A 17149-nucleotide genomic window follows, 5' to 3' on the forward strand; every position below is an offset into this window, starting at 1 on the left:
ATTTGGCGCCTAGCGCGCAACCTCTCTCAACTCATCGCGGCGTGGACGTCACCGCCCACGCCGCCGATCGGGCGCCGCTTTGTCGCGGCGCATGCCCTGGATTGGAGGACGATAGATGTTCGGCGACTATTCGATCAGCGATCTCGGCGCCATCCTTGCAATGCAGGGATTTGCCGGGCTCATCCTGTTCTCCGTCTATGTACTGATGGCGCTGGGGCTTGCCATCATCTTCGGCCAGATGGGCGTCATCAACATGGCGCATGGCGAGTTCATGATTCTGGGTGCCTACGTCACCTGGATGACATCGAACGCCGTGCAGCACGTCGCGCCCTCGCTGTTCCCCGGTTACTTCTTCATCGCGATGATCCTGGCCTTCATCGCCGCCGGCGCGCTCGGCATGCTGGTCGAGTGGGCGCTGATCCGTCATCTCTACAAGCGGCCGCTCGACACGCTGCTGGCGACCTGGGGCCTCAGCCTGATCCTGCAGCAGGCGTATCGCTCGATCTTCGGCGCGCGCGAGGTCGGCGTCGAGCTGCCGGAGTGGATGATGGGCTCCTGGCAGGCGACCGACGCGATCCAGATCCCGATCAACGGCATGTTCGTGATGGCGCTGACCATCCTGATCACGATCGTTGTCTTCTACATCCTGTTCTGGTCGAGCTGGGGCAAGCAGGTGCGCGCCGTGGTGCAGAACCGCGTGATGGCGGGGGCCGTCGGCATCAACACCGAGAAGGTCGATCGCTACACCTTTGGGCTGGGTTGCGGCATTGCTGGCATTGCGGGCTCGGCCTTCACGATGATCGGCTCGACCGGGCCGACCGCCGGCCAGCTCTACATCGTCGACACCTTCCTGGTCGTGGTGTTCGGCGGCGCCGCTTCGCTGTTCGGCACCATCGCCTCCGCCTTCTCGATCTCGCAGACCCAGTCGACGCTGGAATTCTTCCTGTCGGGATCGATGGCCAAGGTGATCACGCTGCTGACGATCGTCGGGATCCTGATGGTGCGTCCGCAGGGGCTCTTCGCGCTCAAGGTCCGCAAATAAGAACGAGCAGGCAGGTCATGGTCATCAACTCGCGCTTTTTCAATCGCTCCGAACTGCTCGGCTTCCTTGCGCTCGCGGTGCTGCTGCTACTCATCCTGCCGCTGTCGCTGGATATCTTCCGCCTCAACCTGGTCGCCAAATACCTGACCTACGCCTTTGTCGGGATCGGCCTTGTGCTGTGCTGGGGTTATGGCGGCATCCTGAGCCTGGGGCAGGGCGTGTTCTTCGGCCTCGGTGGCTACTGCATGGCGATGTACCTCAAGCTCGAGGCGTCCTCGGTTGCGAACACCAAGATCCAGTCGACGCCGGGCATCCCCGACTTCATGGACTGGAACCAGCTCACGTCGGTGCCTTTGTTCTGGAAGCCGTTCCACAGCTTCCCAGTGACGCTGCTGGCGATCCTACTGGTTCCCGCGTTCTTCGCGCTGATCATCGGCGCCGCGATGTTCAAGCGCCGGGTCGGCGGCGTGTACTTTGCGATCATCACGCAGGCGATCGCCGCGATCCTCACCATTCTGATCGTGGGGCAGCAGGGTTACACCGGCGGCATCAACGGCATCACGGATCTGCGCACACTGCACGGCTGGGACATCCGCACCGATCACGCCAAGTTCATTCTGTATTTCGTCGAGGTTGTGCTGCTGTTCGGATGCATCGTCGCCGCGCAATTCATCCGGCTGACAAAACTCGGGCGCATCCTGGTGGCGATGAGAGAGCAGGAGGATCGCGTGCGCTTCTCCGGGTACAGCGTCGCCAACTTCAAGATCTTCGCGTTCTGTGCCGCGGCGGTGTTCGCTGCGATCGGTGGCGCCATGTTCACGCTCGAAGTCGGCTTCATGTCGCCGTCCTTCGTGGGCATCGTGCCGTCGATCGAGATGGTGATCTACACCGCGGTCGGCGGCCGGATGTCGATCTTCGGCGCGGTGTGGGGCGCGCTGCTGGTCAATTTCGCCAAGACCAGCCTTTCGGAATCCTTCCCGCAGCTCTGGCTGTTCGGCCTCGGCGCGTTGTTCATCGCGGTCGTGTTGGCCTTCCCGAACGGGCTGTCCGGCATCTGGGCGGATCACATCCAGCCCCGCATCGATCGCCTGCTGTCATCGCGCAAATCGAAATCGGCGGCCGGCATGATCGCCGACGGCGCACCGGCCGAGTGAGGAGGGACCATCATGCTCGTCGGCCATCAGCCCAAGGAATTCCTGCTCGCGGTTTCCGGTCTCACCGTGTCCTTTGACGGCTTCAAGGCCGTCAACGATCTCTCCTTCTACGTCGAGGAGAACGAGATCCGGGTCATCATCGGCCCGAACGGCGCCGGCAAGACCACGGTCCTCGACCTGATCTGCGGCAAGACTCGCGCCACATCGGGTTCAATCCAATTCCGTGGCCAGGAGCTGACGAAGCTCCGCGAGAACGAGATCGTGCAAGCTGGCGTCGGGCGCAAGTTCCAGACGCCGTCGGTGTTCGAGGACCTCACGGTGTTCGAGAACCTCGAGATTTCCTTCCCGCGCGGACGCACCGTGTTCGGCTCGCTGACCTTCCAGCGCGACGACACCGTCAAGCAGCGGGTCGAGGAGGTCGCCGAGATGATCTTCCTGAAGGACCGGCTCAACACCTATGCCGACCAGCTGAGCCATGGCCAGAAGCAGTGGCTCGAGATCGGCATGCTGCTGATACAGGACCCCGATCTCCTGATGCTCGACGAGCCGGTCGCCGGCATGAGCGTCTCCGAGCGTGCCAAGACCGCCGAGCTGCTCAACCGCATCATCAAGGACCGCTCGGTGCTGGTGATCGAGCACGACATGAAGTTCGTCGAGGACATCGCCCACAAGGTCACCGTGCTGCACCAGGGACAGATTCTGTCGGAGGGGACGATGGAGCACGTCAAGAACGATCCGAAGGTCATTGAAGTTTACCTTGGTCACTGAGGACTGGAACGATGCTGGCAATCAATGATCTTCACGTCGCCTACGGCCAGAGCGAGGTGCTGCACGGCCTCAATGTCAACGTTGCGCCCAACGAGATCGTCGCGATCATGGGCCGCAACGGCATGGGCAAGACCACGTTGATGAAGTCGCTGATGGGCATCCTGCCGGCCAAGAGCGGCAAGGTGACCATGGATGGTGCCGAGCTCGGCGCGATGAAGAGCTACGAGCGGGTGGCGAAGGGGCTCGCCTACGTGCCGCAGGGCCGCATGATCTTCTCCACCATGACGGTCAAGGAGAACATCGAGACCGGGCTCGTGGTGTCAGGTGGCTCCGAGGTGCCCGGTGATATCTACGAGTTGTTCCCGGTGCTGCTCGAGATGAAGGGTCGGCGCGGCGGCAATCTCTCGGGTGGACAACAGCAGCAGCTTGCGATCGCCCGTGCGCTCGCGACCAAGCCCAAGGTGCTGCTGCTCGACGAGCCGACCGAAGGCATCCAGCCTTCGATCATCAAGGACATGGCGCGGACCCTGAAGCGGATCCGAGATGAGCGGGGACTGTCGATCGTCGTCTCCGAGCAGGTGCTGAGCTTCGCGCTCGACATCGCGGACCGCGTGCTCGTCATCGAGAACGGCGAGATCGTCCGCGACGATCCGCGCGATAGCGTCGATGCCGCACAGATATCAAAATACCTGTCTGTCTAACCACTAACCTCAAGGGGAGCATTGCGATGCCAGATACACTGATCAAGGTCGATCTCAGCAAGTCGGCCTATGAGAACGACAAGATCCATAACCGCTGGCATCCAGAGGTTCCGATCGTCGAGTGGGTGAGCCCGGGCGACGACTTCATCATCGAGACCGTCGACTGGACCGGCGGCTTCATCAAGAACAACGATTCCGCCGATGACGTGCGCGACATCGATCTGTCGATCGTGCACTTCCTGTCCGGTCCGATCGGCGTCAAGGGCGCCGAGCCCGGCGATCTCCTGGTCGTCGATCTGCTCGACGTCGGTCCGTTGAAGGAGAGCCTGTGGGGCTTCAACGGCTTCTTCTCCAAGCAGAATGGCGGCGGCTTCCTCACTGACCATTTCCCGCTGGCGCAGAAGTCGATCTGGGACATCAAAGGCCTCTACACCTCGTCGCGTCACATCCCCGGCGTGAACTTCGCCGGCCTGATCCATCCCGGCCTGATCGGCTGTCTGCCCGACGCCAAGATGCTAGCGGCCTGGAACAAGCGCGAAGCCGAGCTGATCGCGACCAACCCGACCCGCGTGCCGGGCCTCGCCAATCCGCCGTTCGCGCCGACCGCGCATGCCGGCCAGGCCAAGGGTGACGTCAAGGCCAAGATCGGTCTTGAGGGCGCCCGCACCGTGCCGCCGCGTGAGCATGGCGGCAATTGCGACATCAAGGATCTGTCGCGCGGCTCAAAGATCTATTTCCCGGTCTATGTGCCAGGCGGCGGGCTCTCGATGGGCGACCTGCATTTCAGCCAGGGCGACGGCGAGATCACCTTCTGCGGCGCGATCGAAATGGCCGGCTGGCTGCACATCAAGGTCGACGTCATCAAGGACGGCGTCTCGAAATACGGCATCAAGAACCCCGTGTTCAAGCCGTCGCCGATCACGCCGAACTACAAGGACTATCTGATCTTCGAAGGCATCTCGGTCGACGAGGCCGGCAAGCAGCACTATCTCGACGTCCACATCGCCTATCGCCAGGCCTGCTTGAACGCGATCGAATATCTGAAGAAGTTCGGCTACTCCGGCGCCCAGGCATATTCGATCCTCGGCACCGCGCCGTGCCAGGGTCATATCTCCGGCGTGGTCGACGTGCCCAATGCCTGCGCCACGCTGTGGTTGCCGACTGAGATCTTCGACTTCGACGTGATGCCGTCGTCGGCAGGACCGATCAAGCACATCAAGGGCGACGTCCAGATGCCGATCTCGCCCGACAAGTGAATCCCTGCGCGAAGGGTGCGGGACGGCTGCGTATTGGCCGCCCCGCATCCATCGCCGGATCTCACGACTGCGCAAGGATTAGTGAAATGCCGATCTACGAATATCTCTGCAACGACTGCGGGCCCTTTACCGACATGCGGCCGATGGCGGAATGCGATTTGCCGCAGGACTGCCCGCAATGCGAGACGAGGTCGCCGCGCGTGATCCTCACCGCGCCGGCGTTCTTCTGCATGCCTTCGGACAAGCGCAAGGCGCACGCCACCAACGAGCAGAGCCGGCACGCGCCGAAGACGCTCGATCAGTACAAGGCGGCGCACGGCCCGGGCTGCGGCTGCTGCTCCTCATCGGGAAAGAAGAAGCCGGCGCGGCTGATGACCAAGACCAAGAGCGGCGCCAAGGGTTTTCCGACCGCGCGACCCTGGATGATCAGCCACTGACGGCGAGGCTAGTCGTCAGGCCTGTTCGGCAACCTTCAAGGCCTCGGTGCGGATTTCCTCGACCAGCCGCTCCTTCAGGGCGACGAATTCCGGCGTGGTCTTGATCTTGTAGGAGCGGGGATGCGGCAGGTCGACCGCAATCTCCGCTTTGATCCGACCTGGGCGGGCGCTCATCACGATGACGCGGCTGCCGAGGAAGATCGCTTCCTCGATGTCGTGGGTGACGAACAGCACCGTCTTCTGGTCGCGCTCCCAGATACCGAGCAGCATCTCCTGCATCAGGGCCCGCGTCTGGTTGTCGAGCGCGCCGAACGGCTCGTCGAGCAGCAGGATTTTTGGATCGTTGGCCAGCGCCCGGGCAATCGCCGTGCGCTGCTGCATGCCGCCCGATAGCTGCTTGGGCCAGTGATTTTCGAAGCCCGATAGTCCGACCCGGCGGATGAAGGCGTCGGCGATGTCGTGGCGCTCGGCCTGCGACACGCCGCGCTCGCGCAGGCCGAAGGCGATGTTCTCGCGCACGGTCAGCCAGGGAAACAGGGTGTAGGACTGAAACACCATGCCGCGATCGGCGCCGGGGCCGGTGACTTCGCGGCCGTCGAGCGTGACCCGTCCGCTGGTCGGCCGGTCGAGCCCGGCGATGATCCGCAGCAGGGTGGATTTTCCGCAGCCGGAGGGGCCGAGGATGGTGACGAAGTCGTTGTCGCCGACATCGAGCGTGGTGGGCTCGAGCGCGCGCGTCGGCGCGTTGCCGGCGCGGGCAGGGAAGGTTCGCGAGACCTGATCGATCCTGAGCACGGTCATGCGAGCTTCCATGGGAACAGCCAGGCGTTGAAGGCCTTGAACAGGAAGTCGGAGATCAGGCCGATCAGCCCGATGACGATGATGCCGAAGATGATCTGGCCGGTGTTGAGCAGCGCCTGGCTGTCCGTGATCATGTGTCCGATGCCCGACGATGAGCCGATCAGTTCGGCGACGATGACATAGGTCCAGGCCCAGCCGAGCACCAGCCGCAAAATCTCAGCGATCTCGGGCGCGGCGGAGGGCAGCAGCACGCGGCGGATGATGCCGCTGTCGCGGGCGCCGAGCGTGTAGGCGGCTTCGACCAGATCGCGCCGCGTGGCGCCGACAGTGACGGCCACCATCAGGATGATCTGGAACACCGCACCGATGAAGATCACGAGCAGCTTTTGCAGCTCGCCGATGCCCGCCCACAGGATCAGCAGTGGGATGAAAGCGGAGGCCGGCAGATAGCGCGCAAAGGACACGAACGGTTCGAGGAAAGCCTCGACCGGCTTGTAGGCGCCCATCAGCACCCCGATCGGCACAGCGATCACGGCTGCGAGGGCAAAACCGCCGATCACGCGCCAGATCGTCATGCCGATGTCGAACAGGAAGCCTTGCTTGGCGAGCAGCTCGTAGCCCTCCTGCACCATGGTCAGCGGATTGGCGAGGAATGTCTTCGACACATGGCCGCCGAAGGTTGCCCAGGACCAGAGAGCAATGAACAGCACGAAGAAAGCGAGGCCATAGGCCACGCGCTGCTTCGATGTGGTGGGTTCGAGGGGACGCATCAATTGATCCAAGCGTATCTCATGCGCCGATCCCGCCCGCAGTGTTGCGAGGCGGGACCGGCCAAATTCGTTGTTGTATTACTTGATGAAGCTGGCGTCGTAGATATCCTCGACCTTCGGCGCGGCCTTGATGATGCCGACCTCGAGCAGCAGCTCCGCGGCGTCCTTGTTGAAGGTGAGGAAGTCACCGGCGAAGAACTTCTGGTTGGCGGCCTTGTCCTGCCAGCGCAGATACTTTGCCGAGTTGCCGAACTGCTCGCCGGACTGTTTCACGTCGGCGCCCATGATTTCATAGGCCTTGGCCTGATCCTTGGCGATCATGTCGAGCGCCTCGAAATAGCTGTTGGCCAGCGCCTGCGCCGCCTTCGGATTGTCGGTCAGGAATTTCGGGGTGCAGCCGAAGGTGTCCATCACGATCGGATAGTCGAGCGTGGTCGCGATGATCTTGCCCTTGTCGGGGGCGGCGCGCACCGTCGATAGATAAGGCTCGTAGGTCATCGCGGCGTCGTTCTGGCCGGAGACGAAAGCCTGCGCCGCAGCAGCAGGCTCCAGGTTGACCACGGTGACGTCCTTTACCGTGAGGCCGTTCTTCTTCAGCATCCAGGCCAGCGCGAAATAGGGCGAGGTGCCCGGCGCCGATGCCGCAACGGTCTTGCCCTTGAGGTCCTTGATCGCGGCGACGTCATTGCGCACGGCCATGCCGTCGGCGCCATAGCTCTTGTCGAGCTGGAAGATCTGCTTGGTCGCGACGCCGTTGGCGTTCCAGGAGATCCAGGTCTCCACCGTCGTCGCGGCGCACTGGATGTCGCCCGAGGCGATCGCGAGATGCCGGTCCTTCTGCGGGATCTTCTTCAGGGTCACGTCGAGGCCGTTCTTCTTGAAGATGCCGGCTTCCTTGGCGAGCGTCAGCGGCGCGAAGCCGGTCCACCCGGAGATGCCGACGCCGACCTTGACGTCATCCGCTGACGCGGCGGTGGACGCGAGCAACACCGCGATTGCAGGCAATAGCTTGAAGGAACGCATGATTGTCGACCCCTTGAAAGATGGATTGAACCCAGTTGATGTCGTCATGTCAGTGATGTCTTCACGTCAGTCGCGGCGGATTGCCGCACGAAGCCTGTGGGCGGATGGTGGCCCATGATGCATTGCATGAAATATGCCGCGCAAGGCGTCCTCAGCCTCCCTTGAAGCGAGCCACCAGCCGGTGCGTCTCGCCTGGATAATGCAGCCGCACCGCCGTCACCGTGCGTGCGCTGCGCCAAGTGTAGCGGTCGATCACGAGACAGGGCGAGCCGACAGCGATGTCGAGCGCCTTGGCTGTGCGATCGTCTGCAACGACAGCGCTGATCGTATGTTCGGCCTCGGTCCACGGCACGTGATGCAGCAGCCACGATCCCGGCGGTTCGTGTGCAAAGTCCGCGGTAGCGGCCTCCGGAACCGTGGAGAGATCGATCAGCCTGTCCTCGACGGCGAACGGAACATTGTCGGCGCTGTGCCGGCAGGCGATCGCGATCACCTTGCCTGCCGTGCTCACGCCGAGCCGGGCGCGATCGGCTGCGGTCGCGGTGCGTCGCCGGCAATCGATCAGTTGATAACCGTAGCTGCGGCCGAGCGCGGTGATCTCGGCACGAATGTCGGAGATCTTGAGCACCGCCGACAGATGCTGCGGACGGCGCACGAATGAGCCGGCGCGCCGCCGCCGCTCGATCAGGTCGGCCTGCGCCAGTTCCGACAGCGCCTTGTTGACGGTCATGCGCGAGCAGCGGTAGCGCGCCATCAACTGGTGCTCGAACGGGATGCGGTGGCCCGGCGGCCACTCGCCGGTCAGAATCCGCGTCTCGATGTCGAGCCGGATCCGCTTGTAGAGCGTCGGCTTTTCGGCGGCGCCCGGCCTGGCCTGATCGGAAGCGAGGCTCATGCCACGAGCCTCCGGACGCAGGTGTTGAACCGCTCGCGCGCCATGTCGCGCAACCGGTGCCGTCCGCCAGCGACAACCTTGTCGCCGCCGGCCCAGACGCAGTCGATCGCGTCCCCTCCGGCTGCAAACAGCCAGCCATCGAGGACGGCATCGCCCAATCGCCCGGCCAGGGACGGGTGCGTGGTGTCGAGGCTGACGATGTCGGCGCGCGCGCCGGACACAAGCCCAGCGTTGGTTTGCGCGAGGGCCTGCGCGCCGCCGGCGAGTGCGTGATCGAACAAGGCGCGGCCGGTGGACGCGCCAGGACGCCCCGAGAGCACGTTGCGCTCGCGGTGCTTCAGCCGCTGGCCGTATTCGAGTTGGCGAAGCTCGTCGGCGACGCCGACCAGCACGTTGGAATCGGTCCCGATGCCGAACCGGCCGCCGGCGGCGAGGAATTCGCGCGCGGAAAAGATGCCGTCGCCGAGGCTTGCTTCGGTGACGGGGCAGAGGCCGGCCACGGCGCCGCTGCGGGCGAGCGCTGTGACTTCCTGCTCCGTCATGTGGGTTGCGTGGATCAGGCACCAGCGCTGATTGACCGGGGCGTTTTCGAGCAGCCATTGCACCGGCCGCTGGCCTGACCAGGCCATGCAATCTTCGACCTCACGCACCTGTTCGGCGGCGTGGATGTGGATCGGCTCCGCCCCGGCAAGCGGGATGATCGCCGCGAGCTCGTCGGGCGCCACTGCGCGCAGGCTGTGCGGGGCAATGCCGATGTTGGCGCCAGGGAGAGTCCGGATTGCCTCGCGCGAAGCTGCCATCAGCGCGGCGAACTGATCGACCGAGCAGATGAAGCGACGTTGCCCCGCATGCGGTGCCGCGCCGCCGAACGTGCCGTGGGCATAGAAGCTCGGCAGCAGCGTGAGCCCGATGCCGGAGGCATCAGTTGCCTCCGCAATGCGCACGGCCATCTCGGCAGGATTGGCATAGGGCGAACCGTCGCGATCGTGGTGGAGATAGTGAAACTCGCCGACGCGGGTAAAGCCGCGCTCGAGCATCTCGACATAGAGCAGCGTCGCAACGGCTGTGACATCGTCCGGCGTCATCGTCAGCGCAAAGCGATACATCGTCTCGCGCCAGGTCCAAAACGTATCGGTCGTATCGCCGCGCAGTTCGGCAAGGCCGGCCATGCCGCGCTGAAATGCGTGGCTGTGCAGGCTCGCCAATCCCGGAACCCCCAATTGATGGCGTTCGTCATCGACGGCGGGCGCAACGCCCGGCGTCATTGAGGCGATCGCGCCGTCGGCGATGACGACTTGCACATCATTGGCCCAGCCCGCAGGCAGCAGCGCGAATGCGAAATGCAGGCGTGTCATTTTTCCATGCCGGCTGGACAGAACCCGGGCACGATTATATGTCTAGACATATAAGTCAAGCATCCCAGCTCGAGGGGACGATCGCATGGCAGAGCGTTTCGACCGCATCTGGCACAACGCCCGGCTCGCCACGATGCGTGGCGATCGCGCCGATCTCGGTGAGATCGAGCAGGGCTTGATCGCAGCGCGCGACGGCCGCATCGTCTATGCAGGCACGCAGTCGGATTTTCCCGTCGATGCGGACGCCGTTGAACGGATCGATTGCGCCGGCCGCTGGATTACGCCGGGACTGGTCGATTGCCACACCCATCTGGTCTTCGGCGGCAACCGCGCGCATGAGTTCGAGCTTCGCCTGAAGGGCGCCAGCTATGAGGAGATCGCGCGCGCGGGCGGCGGCATCGTCTCGACCGTTGCCGCGACGCGCAAGGCGACCGAGGCCGAGCTCGTTGCCGGCGCGCTACCGCGGCTCGACGCGCTGATCGGCGAGGGCGCAACCACCGTCGAGATCAAGTCCGGTTATGGCCTCAATACCGAGACCGAGATGAGGCAGCTGGCGGCCGCACGCAGGCTCGGCCGCGAGCGGCCGGTTGCGATCCGCACGTCGTTTCTCGGTGCGCATGCGCTGCCGCCAGAGGCCGATGGCGACAAGGACCGCTACATCGATCTGGTCTGCAACGAGATGCTGCCGGCGGTGGCCAAGGCCGGTCTAGCCGATGCCGTCGACGGTTTCATGGAGGGCATCGCGTTTTCGGCCGAGCAGACGGCGCGGGTGTTCGAGGCAGCGCGCGCGCTCGGATTGCCCGTCAAGCTGCATGCGGATCAGCTGTCGAATCTCGGCGGCGCGGCGCTCGCCGCAAAATTCGCCGCGCTGTCAGCCGATCATCTGGAGCACACGGATGAAGCCGGTGCGGCCGCGATGGGGAAGGCGGGGACCGTGGCGGTCCTGCTGCCCGGCGCGTTCTATTTCATTCGCGAAACGCAGAAGCCGCAGGTCGAGCTGTTCCGGGAGCTCGGCGTGCACATGGCGCTGGCGACCGACTGCAATCCCGGCAGCTCGCCGCTGACCTCGCTGCTGCTGGCGATGAACATGGGTGCGACGCTGTTCCGCATGACCGTCGCCGAATGCCTCACAGGCGTCACGCGGGAAGGTGCGCGCGCGCTCGGCGTGCTCGCCGAGACCGGCACGTTAGATGCCGGCAAATGGTGTGACCTGGCGATCTGGGACATCGAGCGTCCGGCCGAACTGGTCTACCGCATCGGATTCAATCCGCTGCACCGCCGGGTGTGGAGGGGGCAATGAGCGATCCGGTCGCGTCTGATGTCGTAACCCCCGGAACAGTTGGCCTCGACGTGCTGGCGCGTGTGCTCGCCGGCGCACCCATCGTGCTCGATCCATCGTTCTGGCCGCGCGTCGAGGCGGCTGCAACGATCGTGGCGAAGGCAGCCCATATCGACGTTCCCGTCTACGGCATCAACACCGGTTTCGGAAAGCTGGCGTCGACGCGCATCGCGCCCGACCAGACCGCACTGCTTCAGCGCAACCTGATCCTGTCGCATTGCTGCGGCGTAGGCCCTGCCACACCGGAGCCGATTGTGCGCCTGATGATGGCGCTGAAGGTGATTTCGCTCGGCCGCGGTGCATCCGGCGTGCGGCGTGATGTCATCGAGCAGTTGCAGGGCATGTTGGCCCACGGCGTCTCACCGCTGGTGCCGCAGCAGGGCTCGGTCGGCGCTTCCGGCGACCTGGCGCCGCTGGCGCATATGACTGCGGTCATGATCGGGGAAGGGCAGGCATTCCTTGATGGCAAGATCGTGCCGGGTGGCGAAGCGCTGGCCGCTGCCGGCCTCGCGCCGTTGACGCTCGGTCCCAAGGAGGGGCTCGCACTGATCAACGGCACGCAATTTTCCACCGCCTACGCCATCTCCGGCTTGCTGCGCGCGCATCGTCTGGCCTGTGCCGCGCTGGTGACCGGTGCGCTATCGGTCGACGCGGCGATGGCCTCTACGGTGCCGTTCCGTCCGGAAATTCAATCCCTGCGCGGCCATGATGGGCAGATCGCTGCCGCCGCGGCTCTGACCGCGCTGCTCGACGGCAGCGACATCAGGCAATCGCACCTCGAAGGTGATGAACGCGTGCAGGACCCATATTGCCTGCGCTGCCAGCCGCAGGTCGCGGGCGCCGTGCTCGATCTGCTCGCGCAAGCCGCGCGCGGACTGACCATTGAAGCCAATGCCGTGACCGACAATCCGCTGGTCCTGGTCGAGACCGGCGAAATCGTCTCAGGCGGCAATTTCCATGCTGAGCCGGTGGCGTTCGCCGCCGACCAGATCGCGCTGGCGCTCTCGGAGATCGGTGCGACCAGCGAGCGCCGGATTGCGACCCTTGTCGACCCCGCGCTGAACTTCGGCCTGCCGCCATTCCTGACGCCGGAGCCCGGCATCAATTCCGGGTTCATGATCGCTGAGGTCACCGCGGCCGCGCTCTATGCCGAAAACAAGCAGCGTGCGATGCCGTGCTCGATCGATTCCACGCCGACCAGCGCCAACCAGGAGGATCACGTCTCGATGGCCGCGCATGCCGCGCGCCGGCTGTCCGACATGGCCGACAACCTTGGCGCCATCCTCGGCATCGAGCTGCTGGTTGCTTCGCAGGGCATCTCACTGCGCGCACCGCATGCGACCAGCGCGCCGCTCGCCGCCGTCATCGCCGCGTTGCGTGCGCATGTGCCGGCGCTCGCGGCGGACCGCTACATGGCCGATGATCTTGCGCGGGCAGCGAGGCTGATCGAGGCCGACGCGTTGCCCGCTGCCGCGATTGCGGCCCTTTCGACCGATCCATTTCCAAAACTTGCTTAGCCGACAGGACATCCGTCATGAATCGCCGACTGGATAACGAACGTATCATCCGTGCTCCCCGCGGCTCCGACATAAGCGCGAAGAGCTGGCTGACCGAAGCGCCGCTGCGCATGCTGATGAACAATCTGGACCCTGATGTCGCGGAGCGTCCCAGCGAGCTCGTGGTCTATGGCGGCATCGGCCGCGCTGCGCGCGACTGGGAGAGCTTTGACCGGATTGCGGCCTCCCTGCGCAAGCTCGAAGGCGACCAGACGCTGCTGGTGCAGTCCGGCAAGCCGGTCGGAATCTTTCGCACGCATGCGGACGCGCCGCGCGTGTTGATCGCGAATTCGAACCTGGTGCCGCATTGGGCGACGCTGGATCATTTCAACGAGCTCGATCGGCAAGGCCTGATGATGTTCGGCCAGATGACGGCGGGCTCATGGATCTATATCGGCAGCCAGGGGATCGTGCAGGGGACGTACGAGACATTTGTCGAGGTGGGCCGCCGGCACTATGGCGGCAGTCTCGCCGGCAAGTGGATCTTGACGGCCGGCCTCGGTGGCATGGGCGGTGCCCAGCCGCTGGCCGCGACCATGGCCGGCGCCTCGATGCTCGCCGTCGAATGCCAGCCGAGCCGCATCGAGATGCGGCTGCGCACGGGTTATCTCGATCGCCAGGCCACGACGCTCGACGAAGCCCTCGCAATCATTGCCGATGCTGCCGAAGCTCGGAAACCCGTTTCGGTCGGCTTGCTCGGCAACGCGGCCGAGATCTTTCCGGAACTGGTGCGCCGCGGCGTGCGGCCGGACATCGTCACCGACCAGACCAGTGCGCATGATCCGATCAACGGCTACCTGCCGAAGGGATGGTCGCTCGCCGATTGGGAAGCGCGTCGTGCCGCCGACCCGAAGGCGGTCGAGACGGCCGCCAAGACCTCGATGGTCGATCACGTGCAGGCCATGCTGAATTTCCACGCGCAGGGAATCCCGACGCTCGACTACGGCAACAACATCCGCCAGATGGCCAAGGACATGGGCCTGAAGCAGGCGTTCGATTTTCCGGGTTTCGTTCCGGCCTATATCCGTCCGCTGTTTTGCCGCGGCGTCGGTCCGTTCCGCTGGGCGGCGCTATCGGGGGATCCCGAGGACATCTTCAAGACCGATGCCAAGGTCAAGGAGCTGATGCCGAACGACGGCCACCTCCACAACTGGCTCGACATGGCGAAGGCACGCATCAAGTTTCAGGGGCTGCCGGCGCGGATCTGCTGGGTTGGTCTCGGCGACCGTCATCGCCTCGGCCTTGCCTTCAACGAGATGGTGGCACGCGGCGAGCTCAAGGCGCCGATCGTGATCGGCCGCGATCATCTCGACAGCGGCTCGGTGGCGAGCCCGAACCGCGAGACCGAAGCGATGCGCGACGGCTCCGATGCGGTGTCCGACTGGCCGCTGCTCAATGCGCTGCTGAATTGTGCGAGCGGCGCCACCTGGGTGTCGCTGCACCATGGCGGCGGCGTCGGCATCGGCTATTCGCAGCACGCCGGCATGGTGATCGTCGCGGACGGCACGCCGGAAGCGGCGCGCCGGCTCGAGCGCGTGCTGTGGAACGACCCGGCGACAGGTGTGATGCGTCACGCCGACGCCGGCTATGACACCGCGATCGACTGCGCGCGCGCCAACGGGCTCGATCTGCCGAGCCTGCGCTGACGCGGGTCCTTGGTTCGGGAGTTGCTCGCCGCCGGCTGTATCTCCTGATCTGGGGTTGCTGAGCTTAGCGAGCAATCTCCTTGCGGCTCTCAACCTTCCGGTTGATGTACGCGCGGTAACCGGCCGGATCTGTCTTGCAATCGGTGGTACAGCTACCGGAGATAGACGATCCGTGGCGCGCTGCACCTGTGATCGATTGCTGGCGACTTTTCCTCATGTGCCTGCTTTCGCGTCAGCGTCGCTGACAGGATGAGCGGCGAGGGTCCTTGTCTCGCGGCAGATGACATGCAATCTTCCGCTCCCGGCAATGCTGTTCGAGAGCAACAAGAACAATAATCCCTCTCGTCCCTCCAATTCTGTCGAGGGCCTGATCATGTCGAACCCTACCCAAACAACGTCCGCTCCTTGGCGGATAGGCGTGCTGTTCTCGCGCACCGGCTTCATGTCGGTGATCGAGGAGACTCAGTATCAGGGCACGCAGCTCGCGATCGAGGAGGTGAACGAGGCGGGCGGCGTCTGCGGCCGCGAGCTGGTTCCGGTTGCCTATGACCCGGGATCGGATTCGGCCGCCTATGGCCACTACGCCAAGCGGCTGATGGTCGAGGATCAGGTCAGCACCATCTTCGGCTGCTACACCTCGTCGAGCCGCAAGGCCGTGCTGCCGGTGGTCGAGCGGCTGAACGGCCTGCTTTGGTACCCGACGCTTTATGAAGGCTTCGAGGCGTCACCTAACGTCATCTACACCGGCGCCTCGCCGAACCAGAACAGCCTCGCGCTGTGCCGCTATTTGATGGATACGTTCGGAACACGGTTCTATTTCGTGGGATCGGATTACATCTATCCGCGCGAATCCAACCGGGTGATGCGGGAACTGCTCAAGAGCAATGGCGGCTCGGTCGTCGGCGAACGCTACGTCAACGTCTATGCGCGCTGGCAGGACTTCGTGCCGATCATCCAGGACATCAAGCGTGTCAGGCCAGACGTGATTTTCTCGACCGTCGTTGGCGAGGGCACCGTCTTTCTCTATCAGGCCTACGCGAATGTCGGGCTCGATCCAAAGCAGGTGCCGATCGCCAGTCTGACCACGACGGAAGCCGAAATAGCTGCCATGGGCTTCGACGTCGGAGAGGGACACGTGACGGCGGCATCGTATTTTCAAGGCGTCGAGGGCAGCGCCAACAACGCGTTTGTGCAGCGCTTCAAGAAGCGGTTTGGCGCCGATATCTCCACCAACATGTGCGCCGAGGCATCCTATTTCCAGCTGCATCTGTTCGCGAAAGCGCTTCAGCAGGTCAATTCGCTCGACACTGAAGTGCTCCGCTCGATGGTGTTCGGCACCAGCTTTGATGCACCGCAAGGCGCGGTCACCGTCAACCCGATGTCGGGGCATACTGATCTGTGGACCCGCATCGGACGCGCCAATCGCCAGGGCCAGTTCGATGTCGTCAGTCAGTCAAAAGAGCCGGTGCATGCCGATCCGTTCCTGATCGGATATGGTCGTGCAACGCAAACAGGAAGCGTCCAATGAACGAAATGTCGCGTAAGCCGCAGCTCAGCCGAGACGTCGGCGGACGCAAGACCATGGTTCAGGAACTTGCCGATCTGTCGGCCGTGGTGGTCGCGCCGGTCGACGATCAGGTCGGCATGTTGCTGCGAGAATTGCAGCGGTTCAGGATGCGGGTTCGTCAGATCTGGCCGATGCCGGAGAGCGTGCCGGCCGATGCCGACGTAGTGTATTGCGAATATTCCCCGGATCTGGCGCGGCGTTTGCCGTGGATTCCCGGCGATGCGCGTTCGGCGCTGGTCGTGATCCTGCCGGCGACGGAAGCGGTTCACGCCGACGCGCTGTGTCATGCGACGCCCAACGCCGTTCTGCCGCGTCCGTTCACGCAGAATGCAGTGCTGTCCAGCCTCGTGCTGGCGCGCAGCCAGTTCAGCTACGAACGGCGACTGCGCAGCAAGATCGAGAAGCTCGACGACAATCTGCGCTCGATGCGCACGGTCGAACGCGCCAAGGCGATTCTGATGGCGACGCGGCAGATGCCGGAAACCGAAGCCTATGGCTTCATCAGACGGCAGGCGATGGATCGTCGCGTGTCCGCAAGTGCAGTCGCTGCGGCGATTGTTGACTCGTTCGAACTGCTTGGCTACGATCATCAACAGTAAGCCCCAATAGCGGGGCCGGCGGCGACAGCGCCGCCTTCGACACAACCGGCAACAAAGCCCTCCCAATGCTCGCGTAAGCGCGCATCGGGAGGGCTTTTTGTTTTTTCAGTCCTGAAGGGAGCTAGGGATGAGCATTTCAAGGCGGACTTTGCTGAGGAATACCGCGGCGCTTGGTGCGTTTGCCGGCGCTGGACTGCCGCACATCTGGATCAAGAACGCCGACCTTGCTTACGCCGCCGG

The 17149-nt window shown here is 64.1% G+C and carries 17 protein-coding genes; 12 read left to right on the forward strand and 5 right to left on the reverse strand.

All coding sequences use genetic code 11. The features are described from left to right. The first annotated feature begins 115 nt into the window (after positions 1-115). From urtB to H8A95_RS15090, 6 genes are all read left to right on the forward strand, one after another. Entirely contained in the window at positions 116-1042 is a 927-nt protein-coding gene (gene urtB / locus H8A95_RS15065; RefSeq protein ID WP_229183846.1) for an urea ABC transporter permease subunit UrtB, read from the forward strand. 17 nt (positions 1043-1059) lie between these two features. Continuing rightward, a complete protein-coding gene (urtC, locus tag H8A95_RS15070) occupies positions 1060-2196 on the forward strand; it encodes an urea ABC transporter permease subunit UrtC (RefSeq protein ID WP_229183847.1) in 1137 nt (378 codons plus the stop codon). 12 nt (positions 2197-2208) lie between these two features. Beyond that, positions 2209-2964, forward strand: a complete 756-nt coding sequence (gene urtD, locus H8A95_RS15075; RefSeq protein ID WP_212023053.1) for an urea ABC transporter ATP-binding protein UrtD — start codon at positions 2209-2211, stop codon at positions 2962-2964. A gap of 11 nt (positions 2965-2975) precedes the next feature. Beyond that, complete coding sequence (gene urtE / locus H8A95_RS15080) at positions 2976-3665, forward strand: urea ABC transporter ATP-binding subunit UrtE (RefSeq protein WP_229183848.1); 690 nt, start codon at positions 2976-2978, stop codon at positions 3663-3665. Positions 3666-3691: 26 nt separating this feature from the next. Next, positions 3692-4921, forward strand: coding sequence for a formamidase (gene fmdA, locus H8A95_RS15085; RefSeq protein ID WP_176532317.1), 1230 nt, complete (start codon positions 3692-3694; stop codon positions 4919-4921). Positions 4922-5007: 86 nt separating this feature from the next. Further along, positions 5008-5358, forward strand: coding sequence for an FmdB family zinc ribbon protein (locus tag H8A95_RS15090; protein WP_229183849.1), 351 nt, complete (start codon positions 5008-5010; stop codon positions 5356-5358). A gap of 15 nt (positions 5359-5373) precedes the next feature. Here the strand turns inward: H8A95_RS15090 and H8A95_RS15095 are convergent, their stop codons facing one another. The 5 genes from H8A95_RS15095 to H8A95_RS15115 form a co-directional block, all read right to left on the reverse strand. Next, positions 5374-6159, reverse strand: a complete 786-nt coding sequence (locus H8A95_RS15095) for an ABC transporter ATP-binding protein (protein ID WP_229183850.1) — start codon at positions 6157-6159, stop codon at positions 5374-5376. Beyond that, complete coding sequence (locus tag H8A95_RS15100) at positions 6156-6929, reverse strand: ABC transporter permease (protein ID WP_229183851.1); 774 nt, start codon at positions 6927-6929, stop codon at positions 6156-6158. Before H8A95_RS15100 ends, H8A95_RS15095 begins: the two co-directional genes overlap by 4 nt. A gap of 78 nt (positions 6930-7007) precedes the next feature. Beyond that, on the reverse strand, positions 7008-7952 hold the full coding sequence (locus tag H8A95_RS15105; RefSeq protein ID WP_229183852.1) for an ABC transporter substrate-binding protein: 945 nt from the start codon (positions 7950-7952) through the stop codon (positions 7008-7010). A 151-nt stretch (positions 7953-8103) separates the two neighbouring features. Continuing rightward, complete coding sequence (hutC, locus tag H8A95_RS15110) at positions 8104-8847, reverse strand: histidine utilization repressor (protein ID WP_229183853.1); 744 nt, start codon at positions 8845-8847, stop codon at positions 8104-8106. Next, on the reverse strand, positions 8844-10202 hold the full coding sequence (locus H8A95_RS15115; RefSeq protein ID WP_229183854.1) for a formimidoylglutamate deiminase: 1359 nt from the start codon (positions 10200-10202) through the stop codon (positions 8844-8846). Before H8A95_RS15115 ends, hutC begins: the two co-directional genes overlap by 4 nt. An 85-nt stretch (positions 10203-10287) precedes the next feature. Between H8A95_RS15115 and hutI the strand changes: the two genes are divergently transcribed. The 6 genes from hutI to H8A95_RS15145 form a co-directional block, all read left to right on the forward strand. Then, positions 10288-11502, forward strand: coding sequence for an imidazolonepropionase (hutI, locus tag H8A95_RS15120; RefSeq protein WP_229183855.1), 1215 nt, complete (start codon positions 10288-10290; stop codon positions 11500-11502). Continuing rightward, positions 11499-13058, forward strand: coding sequence for a histidine ammonia-lyase (gene hutH / locus H8A95_RS15125; protein WP_229183856.1), 1560 nt, complete (start codon positions 11499-11501; stop codon positions 13056-13058). Before hutI ends, hutH begins: the two co-directional genes overlap by 4 nt. Before the next feature lie 17 nt (positions 13059-13075). Then, positions 13076-14743 carry a urocanate hydratase gene (gene hutU / locus H8A95_RS15130; protein WP_229183857.1) on the forward strand — a complete coding sequence of 556 codons (1668 nt, stop codon included), beginning with the start codon at positions 13076-13078 and terminating at the stop codon, positions 14741-14743. Between the two features lie 373 nt (positions 14744-15116). Beyond that, on the forward strand, positions 15117-16271 hold the full coding sequence (locus H8A95_RS15135; RefSeq protein ID WP_206685311.1) for a transporter substrate-binding domain-containing protein: 1155 nt from the start codon (positions 15117-15119) through the stop codon (positions 16269-16271). Continuing rightward, complete coding sequence (locus H8A95_RS15140) at positions 16268-16909, forward strand: ANTAR domain-containing response regulator (RefSeq protein WP_229183858.1); 642 nt, start codon at positions 16268-16270, stop codon at positions 16907-16909. The genes H8A95_RS15135 and H8A95_RS15140 overlap by 4 nt, the downstream gene beginning before the upstream one ends. A gap of 127 nt (positions 16910-17036) precedes the next feature. Continuing rightward, a partial coding sequence (locus H8A95_RS15145; protein WP_229183860.1) for a twin-arginine translocation signal domain-containing protein occupies positions 17037-17149 on the forward strand: 113 nt, incomplete at its 3' end.

It is taken from the genome of Bradyrhizobium oropedii (assembly GCF_020889685.1).
Lineage (GTDB): Bacteria > Pseudomonadota > Alphaproteobacteria > Rhizobiales > Xanthobacteraceae > Bradyrhizobium > Bradyrhizobium oropedii.